At 43.2% G+C, this 21,756-nt stretch carries 18 protein-coding genes; 2 read left to right on the forward strand and 16 right to left on the reverse strand.

Annotated elements, in window-relative coordinates; genetic code table 11:
- Positions 1-21 precede the first annotated feature (21 nt).
- The 5 genes from HNQ41_RS03340 to gatC form a co-directional block, all read right to left on the reverse strand.
- Complete coding sequence (locus HNQ41_RS03340; protein WP_184662992.1) at positions 22-1,488, reverse strand: spore germination protein; 1,467 nt, start codon at positions 1,486-1,488, stop codon at positions 22-24.
- Positions 1,489-1,957: 469 nt separating this feature from the next.
- Positions 1,958-2,704, reverse strand: a complete 747-nt coding sequence (locus tag HNQ41_RS03345) for an NADPH-dependent oxidoreductase (protein ID WP_184662993.1) — start codon at positions 2,702-2,704, stop codon at positions 1,958-1,960.
- 75 nt (positions 2,705-2,779) lie between these two features.
- A complete protein-coding gene (gene gatB, locus HNQ41_RS03350; protein WP_184662994.1) occupies positions 2,780-4,213 on the reverse strand; it encodes an Asp-tRNA(Asn)/Glu-tRNA(Gln) amidotransferase subunit GatB in 1,434 nt (477 codons plus the stop codon).
- A complete protein-coding gene (gene gatA, locus HNQ41_RS03355) occupies positions 4,210-5,685 on the reverse strand; it encodes an Asp-tRNA(Asn)/Glu-tRNA(Gln) amidotransferase subunit GatA (protein WP_184662995.1) in 1,476 nt (491 codons plus the stop codon). Before gatA ends, gatB begins: the two co-directional genes overlap by 4 nt.
- A gap of 13 nt (positions 5,686-5,698) precedes the next feature.
- Positions 5,699-5,989 (reverse strand): Asp-tRNA(Asn)/Glu-tRNA(Gln) amidotransferase subunit GatC, encoded by a 291-nt coding sequence (gatC, locus tag HNQ41_RS03360; RefSeq protein ID WP_184662996.1) that lies wholly within the window; start codon positions 5,987-5,989, stop codon positions 5,699-5,701.
- 170 nt (positions 5,990-6,159) lie between these two features.
- On the opposite strand from gatC, the gene thiW reads away from it, so the two are divergent.
- Positions 6,160-6,648, forward strand: a complete 489-nt coding sequence (thiW, locus tag HNQ41_RS03365; RefSeq protein ID WP_184662997.1) for an energy coupling factor transporter S component ThiW — start codon at positions 6,160-6,162, stop codon at positions 6,646-6,648.
- 171 nt (positions 6,649-6,819) lie between these two features.
- Here the strand turns inward: thiW and HNQ41_RS03370 are convergent, their stop codons facing one another.
- The 7 genes from HNQ41_RS03370 to HNQ41_RS03400 form a co-directional block, all read right to left on the reverse strand.
- A complete protein-coding gene (locus HNQ41_RS03370) occupies positions 6,820-8,055 on the reverse strand; it encodes a CamS family sex pheromone protein (protein WP_184662998.1) in 1,236 nt (411 codons plus the stop codon).
- A gap of 26 nt (positions 8,056-8,081) precedes the next feature.
- Positions 8,082-10,094: an NAD-dependent DNA ligase LigA gene (gene ligA / locus HNQ41_RS03375; protein WP_184662999.1), complete on the reverse strand. Its 2,013-nt coding sequence runs from the start codon at positions 10,092-10,094 to the stop codon at positions 8,082-8,084.
- 13 nt (positions 10,095-10,107) lie between these two features.
- A complete protein-coding gene (gene pcrA, locus HNQ41_RS03380) occupies positions 10,108-12,360 on the reverse strand; it encodes a DNA helicase PcrA (RefSeq protein WP_184663000.1) in 2,253 nt (750 codons plus the stop codon).
- Positions 12,361-12,392: 32 nt separating this feature from the next.
- The gene (gene pcrB, locus HNQ41_RS03385; RefSeq protein ID WP_184663001.1) at positions 12,393-13,088 is read right to left on the reverse strand and encodes a heptaprenylglyceryl phosphate synthase; all 696 of its coding nucleotides are present in this window, start codon (positions 13,086-13,088) and stop codon (positions 12,393-12,395) included.
- A 406-nt stretch (positions 13,089-13,494) separates the two neighbouring features.
- Positions 13,495-13,800 carry a YerC/YecD family TrpR-related protein gene (locus tag HNQ41_RS03390; protein WP_184663002.1) on the reverse strand — a complete coding sequence of 102 codons (306 nt, stop codon included), beginning with the start codon at positions 13,798-13,800 and terminating at the stop codon, positions 13,495-13,497.
- A 40-nt stretch (positions 13,801-13,840) separates the two neighbouring features.
- Complete coding sequence (locus tag HNQ41_RS03395; protein WP_184663003.1) at positions 13,841-14,953, reverse strand: DUF3048 domain-containing protein; 1,113 nt, start codon at positions 14,951-14,953, stop codon at positions 13,841-13,843.
- Positions 14,954-14,998: 45 nt separating this feature from the next.
- Positions 14,999-16,738, reverse strand: a complete 1,740-nt coding sequence (locus HNQ41_RS03400) for an adenine deaminase C-terminal domain-containing protein (RefSeq protein WP_184663004.1) — start codon at positions 16,736-16,738, stop codon at positions 14,999-15,001.
- A 181-nt stretch (positions 16,739-16,919) separates the two neighbouring features.
- Between HNQ41_RS03400 and HNQ41_RS03405 the strand changes: the two genes are divergently transcribed.
- Positions 16,920-17,192, forward strand: coding sequence for a YgaP family membrane protein (locus HNQ41_RS03405; RefSeq protein WP_184663005.1), 273 nt, complete (start codon positions 16,920-16,922; stop codon positions 17,190-17,192).
- A 74-nt stretch (positions 17,193-17,266) separates the two neighbouring features.
- Here HNQ41_RS03405 and purD read toward each other — a convergent pair whose 3' ends face one another.
- From purD to purM, 4 genes are read right to left on the reverse strand one after another with little or no spacing between them, the layout of a single operon-like run.
- Positions 17,267-18,544 (reverse strand): phosphoribosylamine--glycine ligase, encoded by a 1,278-nt coding sequence (gene purD, locus HNQ41_RS03410; protein WP_184663006.1) that lies wholly within the window; start codon positions 18,542-18,544, stop codon positions 17,267-17,269.
- Positions 18,545-18,565: 21 nt separating this feature from the next.
- Entirely contained in the window at positions 18,566-20,101 is a 1,536-nt protein-coding gene (purH, locus tag HNQ41_RS03415) for a bifunctional phosphoribosylaminoimidazolecarboxamide formyltransferase/IMP cyclohydrolase (protein WP_184663007.1), read from the reverse strand.
- A complete protein-coding gene (gene purN, locus HNQ41_RS03420) occupies positions 20,079-20,687 on the reverse strand; it encodes a phosphoribosylglycinamide formyltransferase (protein ID WP_184663008.1) in 609 nt (202 codons plus the stop codon). The genes purH and purN overlap by 23 nt, the downstream gene beginning before the upstream one ends.
- The gene (gene purM / locus HNQ41_RS03425; RefSeq protein ID WP_184663009.1) at positions 20,684-21,718 is read right to left on the reverse strand and encodes a phosphoribosylformylglycinamidine cyclo-ligase; all 1,035 of its coding nucleotides are present in this window, start codon (positions 21,716-21,718) and stop codon (positions 20,684-20,686) included. The genes purN and purM overlap by 4 nt, the downstream gene beginning before the upstream one ends.
- Positions 21,719-21,756 lie beyond the last annotated feature (38 nt).

Raw genomic sequence — 21,756 nt, forward strand, 5'->3', positions numbered from 1 at the left:
CCACTGCTCATAGCGATCACTTTACTGTCTCGTTTTGTCTTTTGGTTTAACAATACTTGGTCTTGTATTACTTAAAGGAATCGGTGAACGTACAAGAACATCAACAAATTCAGTTGGGCTAAACGGAATAAATGGCCACATGAAAGGTGTGTTTAACCCTTTCGTGGTGGCAAGCATGATGAGCCATACAGTAACACCTATGATCAACCCTGTAGGCCCGAACGTTGCAGCTATAATTAAGAAAACAACCCTAAAGAAACGGTTCGCTAAATTTAATTCGTAACTTGGCGTTGCATATCCCCCAATCACTGCTGCTGCTAAATATAAAATCACTTCCGCCGTAAACAACCCTACTTCAACTGCAATCTCACCGATGAGAAGCGCTGCGACTAACCCTAAAGCTGTCGCTAAGGCATTTGGTGTATGTATGGCCGCCATACGGAGCATTTCAACACCTAGTTCAGCTATTAAAAACTGCCATATAATTGGAATCGCCCCAGGATCATCGACACCGATAAAATCAAAACCTACTGGAACTATGTGACGATGTGTGTCGTAAATATACCACAATGGCATCACAAATAAAGCAGATAGCACTGCTGCAAAACGAACCCAACGTAACGCGGCCCCAATAATCGGCTTTTGGCGATATTCTTCAGCGTGTTGCAGATGGTGCCAAAATGTTGTTGGACAAATCATCACACTCGGTGAACCGTCAACTACGATCAATATGTGCCCTTCCATTAAATGGACACCAGCTGTATCGCCTCGTTCTGTATATCGTACAAGGGGATATGGATTGTAACTTTTTCCAAAAATATATTCTTCTAATGTTTTTTCTCCCATCGATAGTCCATCGATATCAATTTTTTCGATTTCCTTTTTGATCATTTCAATAAAATTGGCATCCGCAATACTATCGATATATGATAAAACAATATCTGTTTTCGACCTTTGTCCAACTTGAACGTAGTCCATCACAAGAGAACGATCACGCACTCTACGACGAATGAGCGCCGCATTAAAAACGAGTGTTTCAATAAACCCTTCCCTTGGACCACGAACGACCCGTTCTAAATCTGGCTCTTCAGGCGTACGGGCTGGGTATTCACGCGTATCAACAATAACTGCTTCAGTACAACCTTCCACAATCATTGCTGCTTGTCCAGACAATACTTGTGTAATGATGTCTTCTAAATCGTCTGCTGTTTCCGTCTCTTGGTGAGGAATCGCGCGTTTCATTAGCGTATCAATTGGGTCACTACGAAGCACATCATCATCAAGCATATGCAAATTTTGCAATACGCGAGTCATGGCCTGATCATCAACAAATCCATCTACTAAAAACATGCTGATTTTGCGGCCACCGACCTCTATTTTATGATGCAAAAGGTCAAAACTTTCTTCAACCCGCATTTGTTTGACTAAATAATCTACGTTTTCCTGAAACTCCTTTGAAAGTGGTATCTTTACGTTTTCGCCTGCCATGTTTCACACCTCCACCGGTGTAAGTACTTGTTCGTTTTATTATGTTATAGTAGATAGGTTTTATTCATTTGAAACACAAAGGCGAAAACGTCTTGAACACGAGCGCCAGGAACTAGAAGAGCATTGGTAGCATCCACTTTTTAGCGTCTGAAAATGACTGAAGTAACCCGACCTCGTAGGCGTTGTATCTAGACAAAAAAAGCCAGCAGCGCAAGAAAAATCTCTTCGCTCCTAGCTATAGATGATGATTCTATGAAAGAAAACGTACGCTTCGGACATGTGCTCCGTTATTTAAGAAAAATCAACTTGATTTGAGGGTTTTGTGGACATGAGTTCCGCTAATCAGTGATAAGTGCACCATTTTAACGCTTTTTTCAACAAATAAAGGAACTGATGTCCGCGGCCCCCTTAAACACTCATAAAGGAACCAGTGTCCACCGACACCCATATTCACACGCACTCTCTCATTCTATTTAAAATGAAAACCTTGCTTCTTTAAAACTTCATCGATGCCATCGGCAAATTTACGGTATCTTTCCGAATAGAAATTCGCAACGCCACTTGACCACGTACGAGATTCTTGCCCATTCGTCCGTTCAGAAATATAGCTCGCAAAGGCCTCATCATAAGCATCAATCAGCGGATTTTGATCATGATTGTACGTTTCTTTATGATGAACCGCTTCAAGAGGTAAACGCGGTTTTTGCGCAGCTTCTTCATTTGGATGCCCTACAACGAGTCCAGAGATAGGAAAAACGTATTCTGGTAAGTCGAGAAGTTCAATGACTTCAGCAGGATTAGCACGAATACCACCGATTGGCACGGTACCTAAACCTAAAGATTCACTTGCAGCGATCGCGTTCGCTAATGCAATCCCGACATCCGTTGCACCAATTGTGATTGCTTCTACAGTATTGGTTACATTCATCCGCTGACCGTGTTTTTCCCCTGCTAACTTAGCACGGTTATAATCTAAACAAAACACGAAAAAGACTGGTGCTTCATCAACCCATTTTTGATTACCTACAAGCTCCGTTAACTTGCTTTTTCGCGCTTGATCACGAACTTCAATGACCGTTACTTGCTGACAATTTGCCCAGTTTGCAGCTGACATCGCAGCTTTGACAATCGCTTCCGTCTGTTCTTCGGTCACTGGCTTATCAGAATAACTACGATAAGAACTGTGGTTATTTAATAACTGAATCACTTCATTCATTTTCATCCACTCTCCCTTTCTCATCCTATTGAGAAAATCGTACGAGGATTCCCCGTACGACCTTCATTACGACGTTTATCGTTTGTTTAATTCATCGCGCAATAATTCATTGACGATCTGCGGATTTGCTTTTCCTTTAGAAGCTTTCATGACTTGACCGACGAGGGAACCAATCGCTTTTTCTTTTCCAGCTTTGAAATCTTCTACGGACTTCGGATTGTTATCGATCGCTTCATTGACCATTTCACGAATCGCACCTTCGTCGCTGATCTGTTTCAAACCTTTATCCTCAACGATTTGTTCTGGATCGCCGCCATTTTTAATCAACTCTTTAAAGACGTCTTTGGCGATTTTCGATGAAATCGTACCGTCTTCGATCAAGTTGATCATTTTCGCCAAACTAACAGGTGTCATTGGTACATCCGTGATCTCTAGGTCATTCGCATTCAAATATGCACTTACTTCACCCATGAGCCAGTTGGCAAGCGGCTTAGCTGATGCTTTCTCTGCTAAACCTTGCTCGAAAAAGTCACTGATTGCTTTTTGCTGTGTAATCACATTGGCGTCATATTCAGACAAACCAAGCTCATTTACGTAACGTTCACGGCGCGCATCTGGAAGTTCTGGAATCGTCGCGCGCACCGCTTCTTTCCATCCTTCATCAATGTTGAATTTCACTAAGTCAGGGTCTGGGAAGTAACGATAATCTTCTGATCCTTCTTTAATACGCATAAGGATCGTTTCTTTTTTCGCATCGTCCCAGCGTCGCGTTTCTTGTTCGATCACACCACCGCTCGTCAGCACTTCTGCTTGACGCTTTTCCTCAAACTCAAGCCCTTTTTGCACGTTGGCAAACGAGTTTAAGTTTTTCAATTCCGTTTTCGTGCCGAATTCCGACTGTCCTGCTGGCTTTAGGGAAATATTCGCATCACAACGGAGTGAGCCTTCTTCCATTTTACAGTCAGACACTTCTGTGTACTGCATAATCGCCTTTAATTTTTCTAAGTATGCGTACGCTTCCTCCGGTGTTTCAATATCTGGTTCAGATACGATTTCAACGAGCGGCGTACCGACACGGTTAAAGTCGACGAGCGAGTAACTGCCATCGTCTGAATGCGTCAATTTCCCTGCATCCTCTTCTAAATGAAGACGAGTAATGCCGATCGTCTTTTTCTTACCGTTAACGTCTATTTCTATCGAGCCATTTTCACCAATCGGCTGATCGTATTGAGAAATTTGATATGCTTTTGGACTATCAGGGTAGAAATAGTTTTTACGATCAAACTTCGTTTCGGTTGCAACTTCACAATTTAACGCTTGCGATGCTTTCATCGCAAACTCTAACGCTTGTTGGTTTAAAACCGGTAAAACACCAGGGTGTCCGAGACAGATTGGGCACGTATGCGTGTTAGGCGGTGCACCGAATTCATTTTTACAACCGCAAAAGATTTTCGTTTCGGTTTTTAATTCGACGTGCACTTCTAAACCAATAACGGTATCGAAACTCATGACGATGCCCCCCCTTCTAAATTCGGACGTGTTTTATAGTGTTCTGTTGCTTGTTCATACGCGTGCGCGACACGATAAACCGTTGACTCATCAAAATGCTTGCCGATGATTTGTAAACCGACAGGCAGACCTTCTGAAAAGCCGCACGGTACACTGATCGCAGGTACCCCTGCTAAGTTCATCGGTATCGTCAAAATGTCATTGGCATACATCGTCAGCGGATCATCAATCTGTTCACCGACTTTAAAAGCAACTGTTGGCGCAGTCGGCCCTACGATCACATCATAATCAGCTAAAATGTCATCAAAGTCTTGTTTAATCAACGTACGCGCTTGTTGCGCCTTTTTGTAATACGCATCGTAATAACCGGAGCTAAGCGCAAATGTACCGAGCATAATACGACGCTTCACTTCGTCACCAAAACCTTCACTACGAGATTTCTTATAAGTTTCCAATAAACTGCTCTCATTTTCTACTCGGACACCGTATCGGATTCCATCAAAACGGGCAAGGTTGGCAGACGCCTCTGAAGACGCAAGTAAGTAGTAAGCTGCCACGGCATATTTGGAGTGGGGTAAAGATACTTCTTCCCATGTCGCACCTAAACGTTCTAGCTCACGTAATGCTTCTTGAACACTTTCACGAACCCCTTCATCAACACCTTCACCGAGGTACTCTTTTGGAACAGCAATTTTCAAGTCCGTAATATCGCCCGTTAACGCCGATAAATAATCGTCGATCTCAACATCCGCACTTGTCGAATCCATCTTGTCGTGACCTGCAATCGTCTGCATCACATAGGCATTATCCTCAACCGTACGGGTGATCGGACCAATTTGCTCAAGCGAGGACGCAAAAGCGACAAGACCAAAGCGAGATACACGACCATACGTCGGCTTTAATCCGACAACTCCACAATAGGACGCAGGCTGGCGAATCGAACCACCGGTATCAGACCCGAGTGAGAAAAGAACTTCCCCAGAAGCAACTGCAGCAGCCGAGCCCCCGCTCGATCCTCCCGGCACACGATCTGTATCCCAAGGGTTACGCGTCACTTTAAAGCTCGAGTTCTCATTCGATGACCCCATCGCAAATTCGTCCATATTACATTTCCCGATCGTCACTGCATCAGCCTGATCTAAATTCTCCACAACTGTTGCGTTATGAATCGGCTCAAAGTTAGAAAGAATTTGACTGGCACACGTTGTCGTCAAACCTTTCGTTAAAATATTATCTTTAATCCCCATCGGGAGACCGAACAACAGACCACGTTCATCCGTGCCCGCCAATTTTTCATCAAGCGCTGCTGCTTGATTTTGTGCCTCTTCTTCGTTAACAGAAAGAAACGCATGTACCTTCCCATCAACCTCTTTTATACGCGAAATCGACTCTCCGACCACATCAGACACTTTCAATTCACCATTATGTAATTGCTCATGGATCTCAGAAATACGCTTGTCCATCAATGACATTCACTTCACCCCTTTACTCTAAAACTGATGGCACCTTCACTTGACCATCTTGCTGATCCGGCGCATTTTTCAACACATCCTCACGATCAGAAGACGGACGTCTCTCATCTTCACGAACGACATTTTTCACATCCAACACATGAGAAGTCGGTTCAACATTCGCTGTATCCAACTCATTTAATAACTCAGCAAAACCAATAATATCATCAAGCTGCGTCGTCATTCTCTCCACTTCATCATCAGAAAGATCAAGACGCGCTAAATGAGCCACGTGCTCTACTTGCTCTTTTGTTAAACGAGCCATTCTCCACACCTCCTTACACTTTCCTTGAATACGTTTGGCAATATAAAAATCATACCAAAGAAACGCCCGCGTCACAATAAACGGACCAGAGATGTTACAATTGAACACCACTAGAAATCGCTTTTCTTACCTTATTACTTATAAGCAACATGAAGGAGTGAGACACTCATATGAATCATACACAACGCCTAACACTTATGGCTGTTTTAATTGCCATCGGCATTGTTGGCGCGCAATTTATTTGGTTTCCAACAGGTGTTGCACGCGCCTACCCGATTCAACATACCGTGAACGTTATAGCCGGGGTTTTATTAGGTCCTGGCCCCGCTGTTGCCGTTGCTTTCGGAATCGGTTTACTGCGAAACATGCTTGGAATCGGTAGTTTACTCGCTTTTCCAGGTGGAATGATCGGAGCGCTGTTCGCAGGACTTGCCTATCGCTGGACGAAAAAAAGCGGACTAGCTGCAGTCGGAGAAATTATTGGAACAAGCATATTGGGTTCCTTGTTAGCTGTCCCGATTGCCGCAGTCTTTTTAGGACAAGCAGAAGGAATTTTATTTTTCGTACCTGGCTTTCTAGTTAGTAGTGTCACAGGTGCTATTCTCGCTTTAATGGTTTTATGGCGCATTCAAAAAAGAAATAATAAAGACGTTTCGTAAAAAAATAGAGATGCCGCCATATTGGCGTGCATCTCTATTTTTTGCTAGTGTTCCATGCGTCGATTTACGGTTTGTATGCGTCAAAATCAACATTCTATGCATAAATCAAGACTTTTAACCTATCCAGGGAAAACATCATCCGCAGTAGGTTCACTGCGACCATTAAAAGTACTAATAAATATGGACAAACGGTTCTTGATCAGGGTGTTCAACGATTAGCGCTTCAGGTCCATTTGTTGACTGAATCAAAATATCAATCGGAGCATTAAAGGTAAAGTGTTGGTCCAGACGTCCGCTAATAAATTGAGTTAGAGCAATGACTTCCGCTTGGCCATGCGACTGTAAATTGATGTCAATGGAAAATTCCTGAAGGTCATTGTTTTTATACCTGCCTTTACCGACAACACCTATATTATCTTCAAAAAAATCTTCAATGTCAGCCTTAAAATTATTAAATTCACTCGCTTGTGCTGATGGGGCATCACTAGACCGCGGTGGGAAAAAGTGAAATTCCTCGTCAACTGGTTCCCACTCTTCGATATGATCGCCAACCCCTGCGTCACCAACTGCAATGAAATTACCTGGGACAATGGCGTCACGCCGTTCTTCTTGATACAATGCAACGGTAATTGGAACATCTTCGATTTCTTGGAATTGACGCATTCGCGAGACAACTTCGTCGGCCATTTCTCGACCAGCAGCTTCGACTTCTTGCGGATCTAGCTCTTCTTGGTGAAACCAATAGCCTCCTTCCTCATCTACAGTTCGAAAATAGTAGACACTTCGTAACGACAGGCCAATGACAATCCCACCTAATTGGACACCATCATCCTCAGCTTCTAGAACATAATTGTGTTCCATGATATGAGAAAGGTAAGCGGGATTTTCTCGCATTAATTCTTCATCAGTTTTATCTTCTTCTTCTTCGGTTTTACCTTCTTCGTCTTCGTCTTCATCTTCTCCTGCTCCAAGGGAAGGAAGGGTTGGATTTAGACCAAATTGATATCGTTCTTCTGAAGGGTCATATCGGCGGAGCCAACTGTTTATCGTTTCCCCATCAAGTAATCGTCCCTCTTGAAAGTAATACTCTTCTTGTGGAAACTGCGATGATGCAATTTCCATTAACCCGACTTCAAACTGATCTATGTCGATACGATTATTCATCGCATGTGCTACATTACCGCGCGCTTCGCTATGTTGGTACGTTCCATCTACCAAGACATTGCGATAAAAATTTTCTGGTGTTTGGATCGTAGGGGTGACAACATATTGTTGCTCTTCTTCTTCGGCCGTCTCTTCTACAACAATGACCTCTTCTTCGCTATCACCCATATCATTACAACCCGTTAACATAAGCAGTGACGCAACCGCTACTAATCCTTTCTTCGTTGATTTGAGTTGGGTCATTCCCCTCGCCCTTTCTAATTTCAAGTTCATGATTCTGTTCGACCGAGCGCTTGCAGAAGCTCTCCCTCCGTCCAAACGTCGACATTGAGTTCTTCGGCTTTTTTGAGCTTTGAGCCTGCCTTTTCACCGGCGATGAGAAGGTCAGTACTACTACTGACACTACCGGTCACTTTTCCGCCTAGCAATTCAATTTCCTCTTTTGCTTCTTTGCGTGACAGTTGCTCTAATGCGCCTGTGATCACGACCGTCTTGTCATTAAAAGGCGTGTCTTCTGACTGTTCCGTTCGCTTTCTCCCTTTATAAGTCGTATTCACTCCTAATTGTTGAAGCTCCTTGATCAATTCAGTGACTTCGTCTTGACCAAAATAAGTCACGATCGCATCGGCCATTTTAGGACCAATTTCATCGATAGCAACGAGCTCTTCTTCGCTCGCTTCTTGTAACGATTCGATTTCTTGAAAATGTTCAGCCAATGTGCGCGCAACTTTAGCACCAACATGGCGGATTCCTAATCCAAATAACAACTTTTCTAAGGAGTTTTCTTTACTCACTTCGATGGCTTGGAGTAAATTTTGCACTGATTTTTCGCCCATTCTTTCGAGCTTTAACAATTCTTCACGTTCAAGTTGATAAAGGTCAGCGACATCTTCAATGAGTCCGTGTTCAAAAAGTTGGCTAATCACACGTTCACCAAGGCCATCGATATTCATCGCATCACGTGACACAAAATGGATCAACCCTTCACGGATCTGTGCTGGACATTTTGGATTAAGACAACGAAGTGCTACTTCTCCATCAATACGTTGCAGTTCGCTCTCACATTCTGGACACTCCGTTGGCATCGCGAAGTCTTCTTCTGCACCTGTACGATGTTCTTCTAAAACATTGATCACTTCAGGGATAATATCTCCAGCTTTTTTAATCGTCACTTTATCGCCGATTTTCAAATCTTTCTCGCGAATTAAATCTTCGTTGTGTAAAGACGCACGCTGAACCGTCGTACCCGCTACTGCTACAGGATCTAATACTGCCGTCGGTGTTACAGCACCAGTTCGTCCAACTGTTAATTCAATACTTCGTAAAGTCGTGATCACTTCTTCAGCTGGGAATTTATACGCCGTTGCCCAGCGCGGGCTTTTTGCTGTAAAGCCGAGCTTTTCTTGGTCACTGAGACGATCAACTTTTACAACGATCCCGTCAATTTCATAAGGAAGATCTGCACGGCGGTCAATCCAACTATTCACGTACTCAATGACTTCCTCAATACCTTGACAATGACGGTGATATTCGTTGGTTTTAAAACCTAATTGGTGCAAATAATCTAGCGCTTCAGAGTGAGAAGATAACGAACGATCTTCAATTTGCCCTATCGCATATACATAAATATCTAAGTTACGGCTCGCCGCAATTTTTGGGTCTAATTGTCGAAGGGACCCAGCCGCAGCATTTCGTGGATTAGCAAACGGAGCTTCTCCACGCTCTTCTTTAGCCTCGTTCAACTTCTCAAACGAATCTTTAGGCATGAAAACTTCTCCACGCACTTCGATGGTTACATCTTCTTTCAAAGATAACGGAATCGAGCGTACCGTCTTTAAATTGTTCGTGATATTTTCTCCTACCGTCCCATCACCGCGTGTAGCTCCTCGAACAAATTGTCCATTTTCGTATTTTAACGTTACAGCTAAGCCGTCGAATTTTAATTCACAACTGTATGAACTGTTTCGACCAATCCCATCACGTACGCGTCTGTCAAAGTCACGAAGTTCTTGGTCATTAAATGCATTACCAAGGCTAAGCATTGGGACATCATGTTCAACTTTTTCAAACTGTTCAAGCGGCGCACCCCCAACACGCTCCGTTGGAGAATCTGCCCGTTTTAAATCTGGGTGTTTATCTTCAAGTTGTTGTAATTCTTTTAATAGCTGATCGTACTCGGCATCAGATATCGTAGGTTGGTCTAACACATAGTATTGGTGTGCATAGTCATTTAAGCTTTTTGTTAATTGATCGATTCGTTGTTTTGCTTCAGAACGTTCCATTTTCTCTATCACCTTACTTTTTCGTAATCGGTGCGAACTGTGCTAAAAGTCGCTTGACGCCAACAGGTTGTGGGAAAGCAATGTCTAACTCGACCGTATCCCCTTCACCTTTTACGCTGACGACCGTTCCGACACCCCACTTTTTATGTTCAGCCTTATCACCAACAGACCATGCAAACGAATCTCCACCCGTTTTCGTCGTTTGGCTTCGCACTGGACGTTTCTTCTGTGTTGCCGCTTGCTCTGTCTTTGTAGTTGAATGAGCAGACGATGATTGTCCGCGAGAAGAATCCATCCAAGGTGGTGTTGGCTTTCCAGCCTCGTGTGACTCAAGGAGCTCTTCTGGAATCTCCGAAATGAATCGCGATTCTGGGTTCATATTCGTCTTCCCAAATATTGTGCGCATGCGGGCACTTGTAACATACAACCGCTGTTCTGCACGCGTGATTCCAACATATGCAAGACGTCGTTCTTCTTCCATTTCCACTTCTTCCATAAGCGAACGGCTATGAGGAAACACGCCCTCTTCCATGCCGATTAAAAAGACAATCGGAAATTCAAGACCTTTTGCTGAGTGAAGGGTCATAAGTAACGTCTTATCTTGCTCCTCTTCATCTTCCTCATCAACTTTATCAATATCAGCAACAAGCGCCAAGTCAGTTAAAAACGCGATCAATGATTTATCTTCACTGCCTTTTTCAAACTCTTGTGTAACCGATAAAAATTCCTCAATGTTCTCTAGGCGACTTGCCGCCTCAATACTCGTGTCGTTTTTAAGCATCGCACGATAACCTGTTTTATCGAGTAATTCTTCAACAAGTTCTGTTACCGTAATATATTCTTGCATTTGTACCCAGTTATTGATTTGCTCAGCAAATTCACGCAACGTTTTCGTAAAACGGGCACTTAAACCTACTTGTTCGATTTCTTGTAATGCTTGAAACAGCGTTAAATCGTGGGACGATGCGTAAGCCTCTATTTTTTCTACTGTCGTCGCCCCAATGCCACGTTTCGGCACGTTGATGATCCGACGCAAGCTAATGTCATCATCTGGGTTACTGACAAGACGAAGATAGGCAAGTAAGTCTTTAATTTCCTTACGGTCATAGAACTTCGTCCCACCGACGATCGCATAATTAAAGTTCGCTTTCATGAGCATTTCCTCCATCACACGCGACTGCGCATTCGTTCGATAGAGGATTGCGATATCCTGCGGTCGATAATTCTGGTTTTCAATCAAGTCGCGCATTGTTTCAACAACAAAGCGCGCTTCAGCATGTTCATTATCACCTTTGAAATGGGTGATCTTCTCGCCAGCAGGGTTGTCCGTCCATAGTTGCTTTGGTTTACGGTTTGCATTATTTTCAATGACTTCATTTGCCGCTTCAAGAATGCGCTGAGATGAACGGTAATTTTGTTCAAGGAAAATGACTTCCGCATTGTCGTAGTCTTTTTCAAATGACAAAATGTTTGCGATATCTGCACCACGCCAACGGTAAATAGATTGGTCAGAGTCACCGACAACACAAATATTTTCGTGACGCTCAGCTAGCATATTCACGAGCATATATTGCGCACGGTTCGTGTCTTGATACTCATCAACTAAAATATATTGAAAACGACGTTGATAATACGTTAAAACATCTGGTACTTGCTTAAACAACCTGATCGTCAACATGATCAAATCATCAAAATCGAGCGCTTGGTTCTTTTTCAATTCTTTCTGATATGCTTCATATACTTGATGTACGGTCTTTTCATAGGGTCCGTCAGCTACTTTTCCGTAGTCCTCAGGTGTTTTCAATTCATTTTTTGCTGAACTAATCGACCCGAGAAGACTCCGGGGTTCAAACTTTTTCGAGTCGATATTTAATTCTTTGATTTTTCGTTTGATCACTGTTAGTTGATCGGTGGAATCGAGAATTGTAAAGTTCCGACTGAACCCGATACGGTCGATATCACGTCTGAGCATACGGACACACATCGAGTGAAAGGTTGAAATCCAGCAATCCTCAGCATCTGCCCCTGCAATCGATGCAACACGGTCCTTCATTTCTCGCGCAGCTTTATTCGTAAACGTAATCGCCAAGATCGACCACGGTGCAACATCTTTTTCTCCGATCAAATAAGCAATGCGATGCGTTAACACACGCGTTTTTCCACTTCCTGCCCCTGCCATAAGCAATAGCGGTCCTTTATCATGTTGCACAGCCTTTTGTTGTTCAGGGTTTAAACCTTCTAACAAATCATGTTTGATTCGCGTCATATGATCACCTTCCGTCTCATTTCCATTTTTATTTACGACGCCGTCTCTTTGACAGCTTGAACTGTCTTTAATGCAGCTTTTAAATCATCATATATTACGTTTCCAACAACGATTGTATCAGCAAAATGCGCCATTGTTTTTGCTTCTTCTACCGATGTAATACCACCACCATAAAACACTTTGGCAGATTCAACGACTCGGCTGACTTGTTTCACAATATCTGGTTCTCCGAAACCACCGCTATATTCTATATACACAATCGGCATACGAAAGATTTGATCCGCTAAGCGTGCATAAGCTTCAACATCTTCTCGGTCTAATTCAGTATTTGCTTTCGTACGTTCAGCAACTTTCGCTTCTTTATTCAATACACAGTATCCTTCTGCAAGCAATGTCTCATGTTCAATTAATTCACCGTAAGCTTTCAAAGCTTCATGTTGCTTTCCTACAACCCATTCTAAATCGCCAGCGTTTAATACTGAAGGAACGAGGTAGTAATCATAACCTGGTGTAAGAGCTTCGAGGCTGGATATTTCTAACGCACAGGCCACCGAGTATCTTCGAACGCGCAGGAGCAAGTCCAACGTGTTGTCCTCCGTCACACCGTCACTTCCACCAATAATAATCGCGTCAGTACCTGATTCACAAACTTTTTCTAGCGCTTCATCACTTATCGATTTATTAGGATCTAATTTAAAAACGTGTCGCCACTGATGGTATTCAAGCACAACGATTTCCTCCAAACTTTCATTCCAAGATTTCTGTTAACGGACTTTTCATTCTGCTCAATAGTATATCAGAAATCGCCACACGACTCAGCAGTCGTTTATAACCAAAAGCTGAAACGCCTTGAACACGAGCGACAGTGGTTTACGGGATGGACATGAGAACCTTTATCTGTAACAGAATGCGAAATTTTCAAGGTCGCTCCGGACATTCTGCAGCTATTTAGCGTTAGAAGGGGCAAAACAACCACTTTTTATGAAATAACGGAACACAGGTCTGCTAAGACACATTCCGGAATCGACGACCGCCCCTCCAACCTCCGAACACGAAAAACGTCTTCAACATCGTCATAGAATCGGTTAATCCACCGCTCCCTTACGAGTTGAAGACGTTTCTTAGTGTATTATCCTATTTTTCTGGTGATTTTTCTTGAATACGTTCAAGTGTCATTTGATACCCATTATTTCCGTAGTTGATGCAACGTTTGACGCGAGAAATGGTCGCTGTGCTCGCACCAGTATCTTCTTCAATCTTTTGATATGTGAATCCTCCTTGAAGCATACGAGCAACATCTAAACGTTGGGCCAATGATTGAATTTCATTCATCGTGCAAAGGTCATCAAAGAATTGATAGCACTCTTCAACATTTTCCAAACTCAACATCGCTTCGAAAAGTTGATCTAATTCTCTTCCGCGTATTTTATCAATTTGCAAGTTTCCTCATCCCTTCCATTGCATCTTGTTGTTTTCTATGTTAGAAGCCTTCTGCGCTTTCCTCTCCATCGATATCGACATAATGATCAATTCCACCATTTGCACTTGGTACGATATTTAGCCACGTTTGGCCTGGGTTTAAGGCTGCTAGTGTACCACCATCGTATGGAAGGATTACTCCATCTTCATTTCTCCACTCAATCTCTTGTACTTTACCCTTCTGTACCAATAATGCCCGACCGCCTGAGTGAATGTCAATCGATCGCCGACCTTGGTCATCTATGGTTCGATGTGGCGCTTCCACAATCATCACATTTTCTGGCGCAACTGCATCACCTGTCTCTGCATCTTCAATCGCTACGCCTCCATTGATACGATGATAAGATTCATCCTCTTCTTCATACTCATAACGAACATTATTCACATTACTTCCATATTGAATCGTCACAGCTGAAGCTTCTTCCCCATCTATGGATCTGTCTTCATCATTGTCCGATTTATCTATAAAAGGGAGCTCAGGTGGTGTACGCGACAAGTCAAAGCCTCGTTGTTCTGCTCCTTCATACAACCTGTCAGTATCTGTATACAGATTGTGCGGAGCTGACCGGTTATGATCTCGTTCAAAGTAAACCCCATCATAATTCAAACCACTTAAATGAGCCACTTGCCCACGTGCAATCATATCAAAAGCATCAGGACTCCCTCCAGCAGAGGCATATACTGCATCATAACCGTTATTGAGGTGGATAAAGTAATCTCGCGCACTACGAACAGGACCGATACGATCTACATCCTGACTATGATAAAAAGCCAAGAATCGTGTCACAGTTCCCTCTGCTAATACTTCATACACGACATCCGCCTCAGTTAAGCCTGATTGTGGTCGAGCATTAAGGGAGTTTTCAATCATAACCCCCATCGCTCGATAGTCAACATCATCATCTGTTCCTTTTCCCGTTAATGGATAATGGTGATCATATGAAGGGGCCTTATTTTTTTCATCATCTATCTCATCATCTATCTCTTTATCTTCTTGTTCGCTCTCTTCATCTGGCTCAAATGGAGCAATCACTTCTTCTTCTTCCTCACCACAAGCAACTAAAAAAATAAATGATGCAATGAGGGTGAATATCAGAACTGATCGTTTGTTCATAAAAACACAAACCCTTCCCTATTCCAGTATTGTTACGTTATTAGTTTACCTCATGATCGAAGGAAAGAGTACCATTTTTTTCTTCACATCGTAAATTCCCTGTGGCGTTATCCTTATATAAGGTAAGTGGGTCGCTGCAAAAAACAGCAAACTGTAAATCGGGTCATCATGCGGGTACCCCCGTTCTTTCAGTGCAGAAACGATGGACTTTTCTTGCTCGATTAATGTTTCTAATGTTTCATCAGAGGTCATTCCGCCTATGTGAAGTGGCAACTCTGCAACAGGGCCATCTTCATCTAACAAGACCATGCCACCGCCTAGGTTTTTCAATGCTTCAAACGCATCAAGTAACCCTCGCTTATCTTTTCCGATCAAGATGATATCTCCCGTCACAGAAAATGAACTCGCGAACCCATATAAAGATTTAGCAAACCCTTTTAAAATCGTGTTCACAGTCCAGTTTCCATTTCGATCGATAAACATGAAATAGCATTCATCGCTTTCAGCTGGCAAGCAAGGTTTCGTGACATCCGCCATTGTTGAATATGGTTTTAAAATCACATCATTAACCATTTCCACACCTACAGGCATAGAAAAGTGCAAATCTTCCTCACTTAGTGACCAATCTAACGCAAACGACTCGTTGAAATCGCCTACACTATTCACATCATATGATAAGCCTTGTAACTGACCATTCTTTTTTACCCATTCCCCTTTTGCCAAAACAGAATGAGGCGTTGGGTCTTTAGTAGACTGTAACATATTAAGGTGCGCAATTCGACCTGGAGCCACTTTACCTACGTATTCATCTATCCCGTAGTAACGTGCAACATTCTCGGTCACCATACTTATTGCTTCCTCAAAAGGGATGCCTGTATCGATCGCGATTTTTAACAGTTGATTTTGTAGTCCTTGTTCATAAAAACTCGGTGGGGACCCATCTGTTGTCATCATGATATCATCAAAGTGCTGAATGCCTTTACGTTGTAAATCACTGAGCAAATGAGGTAAATCTGGTCGAATCGACGAATGACGCAAAGATACAAAATACCCAAGGTCTAAACGTCGAATCACATCATCGCCAGTAATGGACTCATGATCAGCACTAACACCTAACAAAGCCATTTGCACCAAAGTATTTTCTCCAGCACCTGGCAGATGACCTTCGATCCGCTTCCCACGATTTTTCGTTTCCTGCATCAAATGCAAAGTATCATCGTCACCTTGCAAAACTGACAACCAATCTGTCAACTCTCCCCCTTGGATAACATCAGGATGGTTGATCCAGTCATGGATTAGTGAATGACTAAGGAGGTGCTCATCTTTGTGTGCAGTTTGTGTATCATAGCGGGCCCACCAAAGCATGGTTGAAGGTATTTTTGCATATTCTTCTAGAACTGTAAACGCTTTCTTTTTATCGCATTCTAAAAGGAAGCCTAAGTTATCGTTAATTAATGTCGTCGTTCCATAACGAGCTGCATATTCCGCTAACCGGTGGGGAGAATACAACTGAAACGGGTGGGCATGAGGTTCAATATAACCAGGCACGACCATTTGTTGTTCACAGTCGACGACCTCTGTACCATCGATATTTGTTGGAAGGTTTTCACCCGTATAAACAATCCGATCATGGTAAATCCAAATATTGCCTTCCACCCATTTTCGTCGACTTTTAATGAAATACAATGCGTTTTTTAACAACTTGGTTGGTGCACGGTGGCCACGCACAACCTCTAATTGCCTTCTTAATTCCGTTTTTGACCACTTGGCCAATGATTTCACCATTGAGATCACCCATTTATCTTAGAAATCTGTGTGTTCAAAAATCAGTTTTTTAACAAAATTCTTGGACTCACCTTTTCGTGTTTCTCTTATCGTAACACATCCCAACCCTTTATCTCAGTAAAGATTTATAAGAAAGTTCGTCAAAACTTGATTTTGTATGACAAATGTTGAGGAGGACATGATGAGAGAAAATATTGGACCTTTAAACGTGTTTATTCGCCTAATTTGCGGGTTCACCTTATTAGCTTTGGGAACGGCTAGGCTTGTACGTTCACCAATGGGTCTTATGCCTTTGTTCACAACCATCATGGGTGCGATGAAAGTTGCTGAAGGGTTAACCCGTTTCTGTCCGATGGTTTATTTGATGGAAGAACGCATGGGATATTATGAAGAACCCTTCGACTACGAAGAACCATTTGACGGTGTTGAATTTGATGAGATGATTCACCAATAAGGCATAACGGAGGCTGACTTTATTCCAGGCAACGTCATGGGATGGACATTGCCTGTTTCTAGTCAGCCTCTTGTTCATTTTCCTATAAAAGAAGTGTTGTTTATCGCTCGTTTACCAATATCATTCCTGTAAAACATTCCAGACCATTCATATTGTGCAAGAGTTTTATACACTTCTTCTTGTGCTTCAAGTAAAGAAGCAGCCCTTTGACTAAGTAGCAAAATTCGCCCTCCACTACTCAAAAGCTGACCTTCTAGATTTTTCACACCTGCAAAATACCATTGTCGTTCAGGGGTATTGAAGATACGGGGAAGTGGAACACCTTTCTTATATGAACCAGGATAACCCTCCGAAGCAACGACAACCCCTAAGCAGGCGTCCTCGGACCATTCTAAAACTGGCTCACGTCCCGCAAGGACTTCTTCTATCACGTCGACAAAGTCTGACTGAAGTCTCGGAAGAACAACTTGTGCTTCTGGGTCACCAAAGCGAACGTTAAACTCAATAACTGATATATCACCAGCACTTGAAACCATCAAACCTGCATAAAGTACACCTGTAAACGAGTAACCTTCTTGTCCCATAGCCTTTGCCATTGGACGAAGCACTTCTTGTTCGACACGGCTAACGAGATCATTAGGCAAGTGTGGTACAGGAGAGTACGCGCCCATTCCCCCAGTATTCGGTCCTTTGTCATGATCATAGGCTCTTTTATGATCTTGTGCTGGTTCAAGTGGAACAACGTTTTCCCCATTGACCAATGCCATGACCGAGACTTCTTCACCTGTTAAAAACTCTTCGATAACAACGGTTTTGCCTGATTCACCGAATTGCTCATCAGCCATTAAACGGTCTAAAGCAGTGAGCGCTTCCTCCTCAGACATCGCGACGATCACGCCTTTTCCATCAGCTAAACCGTCAGCTTTAATAACCGTAGGCGTACCGTTCTCACAAACATACTGCTTTGCTTCATCAACATTCGTAAATACTTGATAATCTGCTGTAGAAATCCCGTATTTTTTCATCAACTTTTTAGCGAATGTCTTGCTACCTTCTAATAAAGCTGCCTCTTGTGTTGGACCGAAAGCTGGAATGCCCGCTTCCTGAAAACGGTCAACAAGCCCAGCCATTAATGGTTTCTCTGGACCAACGATCGCTAACGAAATCTCCTCACGTTTTGCCCAGTCAACAAGATGCTCATGATCATCGAGGTCAATTTGCACACATGTAGCCTTGTCTGACATCCCAGGATTTCCTGGTACGACAAAGACTTGTTGCGTGCGTTTACTTTTCAAGACAGATTCAACAAGTGCATGTTCTCTTCCTCCAGAACCTACAACAAGAATATTCATCCTTTACCCCCTAAATTCGACTTAATGCTTAAAGTGACGAACACCTGTGAAGACCATCGCAATCCCTAATTCATTCGCTTTGTCAATGGAATCTTGATCTCGTTTCGAACCACCTGGTTGGATGATCGCAGTTACACCAGCTTCTGCTGCGGCTTCAACTGTATCGTTCATTGGGAAAAAGGCATCCGATCCCATCACTGACCCCTTCGCTCTTTCCCCAGCTTGTTCTGCGGCAATCTTTGCAGAGCCGACGCGATTCATTTGTCCAGCTCCAACACCGATCGTTTGGCCATCTTTAGCCAAAACAATCGCATTCGATTTCACATGTTTAACAACGTTCCAAGCTAATTTCAATTCTTGCCACTCCGAATCACTCGGCTCTCGTTCTGTCGCTGTTTTTACATCGACATCAGCAAACGTCAATGTATCCGTATCTTGAACGAGTGCTCCACCTGAAACTGTCGTAATTCGTTGTTCTAACGGTGTTTCTGATTGAAATTCCACCGTTAATAAACGGATGTTTTTCTTTTCTGTTAAAATTGCCATCGCCTCATCTGTAAATGAAGGAGCGACCACAATCTCCAAAAAGATTTCCTTTAATTGTTGAGCTGTCTCAACATCGATTTCACGGTTCGCTGCAACGATCCCACCGAAAATCGAGACAGGATCAGAATCATAAGCTTTCTTAAACGCCGCTGAAACTGTATCTGCTACGCCTACACCACACGGATTCATATGTTTTATCGCGGAAACGGCAGGTTCTTGAAAATCTCTGACAACTGCCAGTGCAGCATCTGCATCATTAATATTGTTGTAGGATAGTTCTTTCCCGTGCAATTGCGTCGCGTTCGCAATCGACGTCAAGTTACTTAGAGGACGTTGATAAAAGCTCGCTTGCTGGTGAGGGTTTTCGCCGTACCGAAGTGATTGTTTTCTTCTGTATGTAACAGTCAGTGATTCTGGCTCTTCATCTTCGGTTTGCGCAGTCATATATTCTGCAATGAGCGCATCATAACTTGCCGTATGGCGATAAGCTTTCGCTGCTAGTTTTCGTTTTTGTTGCTTAGACACTTCATCATTGGCCTTAATCTCCTCAATAACTGCTTCATAATCATTTGGATCCACGATCACTGCGATATCTTGATGATTTTTAGCTGCCGCTCGCACCATTGCAGGTCCACCGATATCAATGTTTTCAATCGCATCTTCAAATGTCGCACCTGGCTTAGAAACCGTCTCCTCAAATGGGTATAAGTTGACGATCACGTAATCAATCGTTGTAATTTGTTGTTCCTCTAATTGCGCGACATGTTGATCATTACCGCGCATCGCAAGTAACCCTCCATGGATGAATGGGTGTAGTGTCTTAACACGGCCATCAAGAATTTCTGGAAAGCCCGTTACATCCGACACACTTGTCACAGGGATACCTGCTTCTTCAATGATCGCTTTTGTCCCACCTGTAGAGATGATTTCAACCTCTTGGTCGGCGAGTGTTTTCATAAGGGGAAGAATTCCTTCTTTGTTTGATACACTAACTAATGCTCGTTTTTTCATTACTTGCTCCTCCTTTACGTTCTCTTTGAATGAGGGATTGGATCGTTTTCGGATACAAATCGTGCTCTACATACTGAATTTTCTTCTTTAACGATGCCAACGTCTCATTTTCACTTATTTTAACAGGTTCTTGTGCGATGATGGGTCCTGTATCCATTCCTTCATCAACGTAATGGATCGTCACCCCTGTTACTTTAACCCCTGCTTTTAGTGCTTGTTCTGGTGCATGCAAACCAGGAAATGAAGGTAATAAAGAAGGATGGATATTAACAATTTTTCCAGAATAAGCTTCTAGAAGTGTGGGTCCAACGAGGCGCATATAACCTGCAAGTATGACCCATTCTATCTGATGTGAACGTAAGTGCTGTAATATTTCGACTTCAAAACCTGCTTTTGTATCGAAATTTTTCGGAACAAGCTCGAGCGTCGGTACCCCTACTTTTTCTGCTTTCCTTAACACATCCGCATCAGAGCGATCTGAAACGAGGAGGGCAATATTGGCGTCAAGTGATCCGTTCTCTACCGCTTCAACGATCACTTCAAAATTCGACCCTGTTCCAGAAGCAAAGACAGCTATATTCGTCATCGCCAATCCCCCTCAAAGCGGACGTCTGCACCTTCAGTTACTTTTCCTATTATTGAAGCCGTCTCTCCTGCATTTTCAATCAGCTGTTTTGTAGTTTCTACATCTTCAGGACGAACCGCAACGACAAGGCCAACCCCCATGTTAAACGTTGAAAATAAGTCATCATCCGACAGTTCACCTTCAGATTGTAAGAGACGGAAAATGTCAGGAACTTGCCAGGAAGTGCGATCAATCGTTGCACCGAGATGATCAGGGAGCATACGCGGAACGTTTTCCGGTAACCCTCCACCTGTAATATGAGCCGCTCCTCTAACGAGTCCGTTTTGGATGAGCGAAAGAACTACGCGCGTGTAAATCTTTGTTGGCTCTAGTAATTCCTCACCTAATGAACGTTGGAACGGTGCGTATGTTTTATTAAGGTCTAGTCCTGCGTCTTCGATGACTTTTCGAACAAGGGAAAAACCATTGCTATGAACACCTGAAGACGCAATCCCGATTAATACATCTCCAGCTTGAACATGATTTTCTGACAACAACTGACGCTTTTCAGCGATCCCAACGACAAATCCAGCCACATCGTACTCTTCAGGGTCATACATATCTGGCATCTCAGCCGTTTCCCCACCAATCAGTGAGCAACCTGCCTGTTCACAACCGTCTGCCAACCCTGATACAATCTGTTCAACCCGCTCAGGGTCCGTCTTTCCTAATGCGAGATAGTCAAGGAAAAACAACGGTTCTGCCCCTTGTACGACGATGTCGTTGACACACATGGCTACAGCGTCCACACCAATCGTGTCGTGACGATTCATCGCCATCGCAACGAGTAATTTCGTACCGACCCCGTCTGTGCCTGAAACGAGAACAGGCTCTTGATACGTATGTTGAGACAGATCAAAACAGGCGCCAAAACGACCTAGCGTCCCTAGTACCTCATCTCGTTTTGTACGCGCGACATGTTGTTCCATTCTCCGAACAGATTCATAACCCGCTTCTAAACTGACACCTGCGCGTTCATATGCTTGTGACATCACGAACCCCTCTCTTGACTTTCGTCATCTATTTGTTT

Origin of the sequence: Texcoconibacillus texcoconensis (assembly GCF_014202575.1) — a bacterium.
Lineage (GTDB): Bacteria > Bacillota > Bacilli > Bacillales > Salisediminibacteriaceae > Texcoconibacillus > Texcoconibacillus texcoconensis.

What these genes read in the sequence shown, in the direction of transcription:
- HNQ41_RS03340 (WP_184662992.1), bottom strand. Translation starts at nt 1,488, where the DNA reads ATGGCAGGCGAAAACGTAAAGATACCACTTTCAAAGGAGTTTCAGGAA.
- HNQ41_RS03345 (WP_184662993.1), bottom strand. Translation starts at nt 2,704, where the DNA reads ATGAATGAAGTGATTCAGTTATTAAATAACCACAGTTCTTATCGTAGT.
- gatB (WP_184662994.1), bottom strand. Translation starts at nt 4,213, where the DNA reads ATGAGTTTCGATACCGTTATTGGTTTAGAAGTGCACGTCGAATTAAAA.
- gatA (WP_184662995.1), bottom strand. Translation starts at nt 5,685, where the DNA reads ATGTCATTGATGGACAAGCGTATTTCTGAGATCCATGAGCAATTACAT.
- gatC (WP_184662996.1), bottom strand. Translation starts at nt 5,989, where the DNA reads ATGGCTCGTTTAACAAAAGAGCAAGTAGAGCACGTGGCTCATTTAGCG.
- thiW (WP_184662997.1), top strand. Translation starts at nt 6,160, where the DNA reads ATGAATCATACACAACGCCTAACACTTATGGCTGTTTTAATTGCCATC.
- HNQ41_RS03370 (WP_184662998.1), bottom strand. Translation starts at nt 8,055, where the DNA reads ATGACCCAACTCAAATCAACGAAGAAAGGATTAGTAGCGGTTGCGTCA.
- ligA (WP_184662999.1), bottom strand. Translation starts at nt 10,094, where the DNA reads ATGGAACGTTCTGAAGCAAAACAACGAATCGATCAATTAACAAAAAGC.
- pcrA (WP_184663000.1), bottom strand. Translation starts at nt 12,360, where the DNA reads ATGACGCGAATCAAACATGATTTGTTAGAAGGTTTAAACCCTGAACAA.
- HNQ41_RS03395 (WP_184663003.1), bottom strand. Translation starts at nt 14,953, where the DNA reads ATGAACAAACGATCAGTTCTGATATTCACCCTCATTGCATCATTTATT.
- HNQ41_RS03400 (WP_184663004.1), bottom strand. Translation starts at nt 16,738, where the DNA reads ATGGTGAAATCATTGGCCAAGTGGTCAAAAACGGAATTAAGAAGGCAA.
- HNQ41_RS03405 (WP_184663005.1), top strand. Translation starts at nt 16,920, where the DNA reads ATGAGAGAAAATATTGGACCTTTAAACGTGTTTATTCGCCTAATTTGC.
- purD (WP_184663006.1), bottom strand. Translation starts at nt 18,544, where the DNA reads ATGAATATTCTTGTTGTAGGTTCTGGAGGAAGAGAACATGCACTTGTT.
- purH (WP_184663007.1), bottom strand. Translation starts at nt 20,101, where the DNA reads ATGAAAAAACGAGCATTAGTTAGTGTATCAAACAAAGAAGGAATTCTT.
- purN (WP_184663008.1), bottom strand. Translation starts at nt 20,687, where the DNA reads ATGACGAATATAGCTGTCTTTGCTTCTGGAACAGGGTCGAATTTTGAA.
- purM (WP_184663009.1), bottom strand. Translation starts at nt 21,718, where the DNA reads ATGTCACAAGCATATGAACGCGCAGGTGTCAGTTTAGAAGCGGGTTAT.